The 3,366-nt window shown below is 71.4% G+C and carries 3 protein-coding genes; 1 reads left to right on the forward strand and 2 read right to left on the reverse strand.

Annotated features, from left to right (window positions below; translation table 11 throughout):
- Window positions 1-46 precede the first annotated feature (46 nt).
- A complete protein-coding gene (locus HW445_RS23400; protein WP_180222930.1) occupies window positions 47-1,270 on the reverse strand; it encodes an oxygenase MpaB family protein in 1,224 nt (407 codons plus the stop codon).
- 21 nt (window positions 1,271-1,291) lie between these two features.
- A complete protein-coding gene (locus HW445_RS23405; RefSeq protein ID WP_180222932.1) occupies window positions 1,292-2,527 on the reverse strand; it encodes an oxygenase MpaB family protein in 1,236 nt (411 codons plus the stop codon).
- A 203-nt stretch (window positions 2,528-2,730) separates the two neighbouring features.
- Here HW445_RS23405 and HW445_RS23410 point away from each other — a divergent pair.
- On the forward strand, window positions 2,731-3,366 hold a 636-nt coding region (locus tag HW445_RS23410), incomplete at its 3' end, for a TetR/AcrR family transcriptional regulator (protein WP_180222931.1).

Consider the following 3,366-nt stretch of genomic DNA (forward strand, 5'->3'; position numbering starts at 1 on the left):
GCGGGCGGGCAGGCGGGCGAGCGGGCGGCGCTGAAGCGGCCGGCGCTCAGGAGGGGCGGTTGGCGTCCGGGATCTCCAGGTGGATGGGCCGTCCCTCCGCCATGAAGAGGAGCACGAACTTGCGCAGCGCCTCCTCCAGCACCCAGGCGATGGACGGGACCCCCGGCAGCGGGATCAGGCCCTCGCGGAAGGCCACCACCAGCGGCCACGCCGCGGCGACGATCGGCTTCAGGATCGGCTCGCGGTCCAGCCCGATCTTGTCGCCCACGTCGTCGCCGACGATGTAGCGGGAGTACGCGTTGATCAGCGGCTCGGTGAGGCCGGCGTCGACCTCGGCGATGATGCCCAGGAGCGCGTCGGTCAGCGCCTCGCCCTCGGGGGTGCGGGCGATGATCGGGTCGAGCACCTGCCGGGACTGGGCGTTGGCGTCCGCCCAGGTGGCGGGGATGTACTCGTCCTTGATGCCGAGCATGTGGGCGGAGACCTGCCACACGTGCAGGAAGCCCTCCGACTCGGCGGTCGTCATCGGGACCTTCCACTTCAGGAGGGTCTTCATGACGTACGTGGGGAGGCTGTGCCAGGTGACCATCATGTCGGCCTGGCTGATCGGGACGGTCTGGCCGCCGCTCGTCCGCGACCAGCCGGGGGACTGCGGCAGCAGGTGCCGCACGGCCGCGTGCACCAGGCGGGTCCGCACCGAGGTCGCGATCATGCCGCCCTGCGGCTGGTAGGCGTACCGGTCGCCGACGTCGTAGCCGAGCTGGGCGGTCTTGGCCACCCGGTCCTTCATGTCGGCGCCGCCCTTGGAGTAGTACACGGCGCGCGCCTCACGCGGGATGGCGGTGCTCAGCAGGCCGCTGCCCAGGCCGTACAGGGCCCCGGTGTACAGCCCCTTCCTCCGGGTGAACTCGACCGCCGCCTGGAGCTTGGCCGTGTTCGCCCAGGCGGGCATCTTCCGGGCCTCCTCCATCCAGACCCCGAGGTCCGTGGGGAGCCCGGAGGGCAGCGGCTGGTCGTTGCGCACCCAGTCCCGCAGCAGGTCGTTGACCATGGGGACCTGGCCGCGCCGGATGACGTCGGCGACGATCGCGTCGACCTCCTCGTCCCACACCCACTCGGGGTCGACGCCCGCCCCGCTGCCCGCCACGGACCCGGTCGGGGACCACGTCCACAGGGACCGGGCGCGGGCCGGGGACGCCAGGCTCAGCGCGCCGAAGGCGCCCAGCGAGCCGCCCGCCAGCAGTAACCTGCGCCGGTTGATGTCAGCCATGTGTGCATGCCTCCTGGATTGTCACGGGTTGGTGGGACGGTTGGTCTCGGGGATGTCGATGTGCGTGCCCTGCCCCTTGGTCAGGTAGAAGAGGATGTACTGGCGGACGGCCTCGTCGACCGTCCAGGCGAGCGGCGGCACCAGCGGCAGCGGGATGAGCTTCTCGCGGAAGGCCACCAGCGCCGGCCAGGCCGTCCTGATCGCCCCCTCCCAGAACGGCTCCCGGGGAATGCCGTCCATGTCGGCGATCTCGTCGCCGACCAGGTACCGGGCCAGGGCGTCGCACAGGGGGCGGTCGATGCCGCCGGGGCTGGTCTGCTCGGCGAGCTGGCCCAGCAGGATGTCGGTCAGCTCGACGCCCTCCGGGGTCGAGGCCAGGATCGGCTCCAGCACCTGCCGGTACTGGGAGTTCGCGTCCGCCCAGGTGGCGGGGATGTACTCGTCCCGGATGCCGAGCATGTGCGCGCTGACCTGCCACAGGTGCAGATACGCCTCCTTGTCGGCGGCGGGCATCGGCACCTTCCACTCGAGCATCTTGCGCATCGCGTAGGTGGGCAGGCTGTGCCAGGTGACCATCATGTCGGCCTGGCTGATCGGGATGGTCTGGCCGCCGCTGGTCCGCGACCAGCCGGGGGACTGCGGCAGCAGGTGCCGCACGGCCGCGTGCACCAGACGCGTCTTGACCGACTCCACCACCACCTTGCCGTCGGGCCGGTAGGCGTTCAGGTCGCCGACGGCGAAGCCCAGGAGGCTGGTCTTGGCGACCCGGTCCTCCATGTCGGCGCCGCCCTTGGAGTAGTACACGGCGCGCGCCTCGCGGGGGATGGCGGTGCTCAGCATGCCGCCGCCCACGCCGTTGAGCAGATTGAGGTAGATGCCCCGGCGCCGGTTGAAGTCGGCCGCCAGCTCGAGCTTGGACCGGTCGGCCCACGAGGGCAGCCGGCGGGCCTCCTCCATCCACTCCCGTACGTCGGCCGGCAGCGCGCCGGGCAGCGGCTGGTCGTTGCGGGTCCACGTCCGCAGCGCCTCGTTCACCCGGGGGACGTCGCCCCGGTCGATCACGGCGGCGACCAGCTGGTCGACCTCCTCGTCCCACACCCACTCGGGGTCGACGCCCGCCCCGCTCCCCGCCACCGATCCGGCCGGCGACCAGGTCCACAGGGACCGGGCCTTCGCCGGTGACGCCAGGCTCAGCGCGCCCAGGGCCCCCAGGGCACCACCCGCGGCCAGCACGCCGCGTCTGCCGAGTCCGTCCATGACTCCCAGCTCCTCCTCGAGTCCGCGGTCACGCACGCACCGATTTGGTATCCTGATACACGATGCGTATCCGTGTACCTCCTTAGGTGAGCACAACGGAGGCCGGAACGCCAGAGGTTCAACAGCACCAAGGAGGAATCCGTGGACACGGCGAACCCGAGCGCGGGGGTGAAGGCGCGCGTGAACCCTGTACGGTCGGCCCCATGACCACCCCGGACGCCCCGTCGTTGCTCGAGATCGCGTTCACCGAGGCCGTCCAGGGCGCGGACCCGGAGGACGAGACGGCCGCGCGCCTGCTTGACGCCGCCTACGAGCAGTTCTGCCGCATGGGCATCAAGCGGTCCACGATGGCCGACGTGGCCAAGCTCGCGGGGGTCTCCCGCATCACCGTCTACCGCCGGTTCGCCAGTAAGGACGTCCTGGTCGAGCAGGTGGTGCGGCGCGAGTTCCGGCGGTACTTCGACCAGTTCGTCCACGACATCCAGGGCGCCGACACCGTCGCCGACCGGGTCGTGATCGGCTTCGTCAGCTCCCTGCGCGCCATCCGCCGCAACGCCCTCATCGGCGGCCTGATGACCGTCGAGCCGGACGCCGTGGTGCCGTCCATGACCAGCGACGGCGGCCGCACGCTGGCCGCGGTGCGGCAGTTCCTCGCCGGCGGCCTGCGGCGGGAGCAGCTCGCCGGCAACGTCTCGGGGGAGGTCGACGTCGACCTGGTGGCCGAGATGATGGTCCGGATCTCCGCGTCCTTCCTGGTCATCCCCAGCCATGTCGTCGACATCGAGGACGACGAGCGGATGCGTGAGGTGGCCCGGCGGTTCCTGGTGCCGATGCTCGAG

Source organism: Streptomyces sp. UH6 (assembly GCF_013421635.1).
Taxonomy (GTDB): Bacteria; Actinomycetota; Actinomycetes; order Streptomycetales; family Streptomycetaceae; genus Streptomyces; species Streptomyces abyssomicinicus.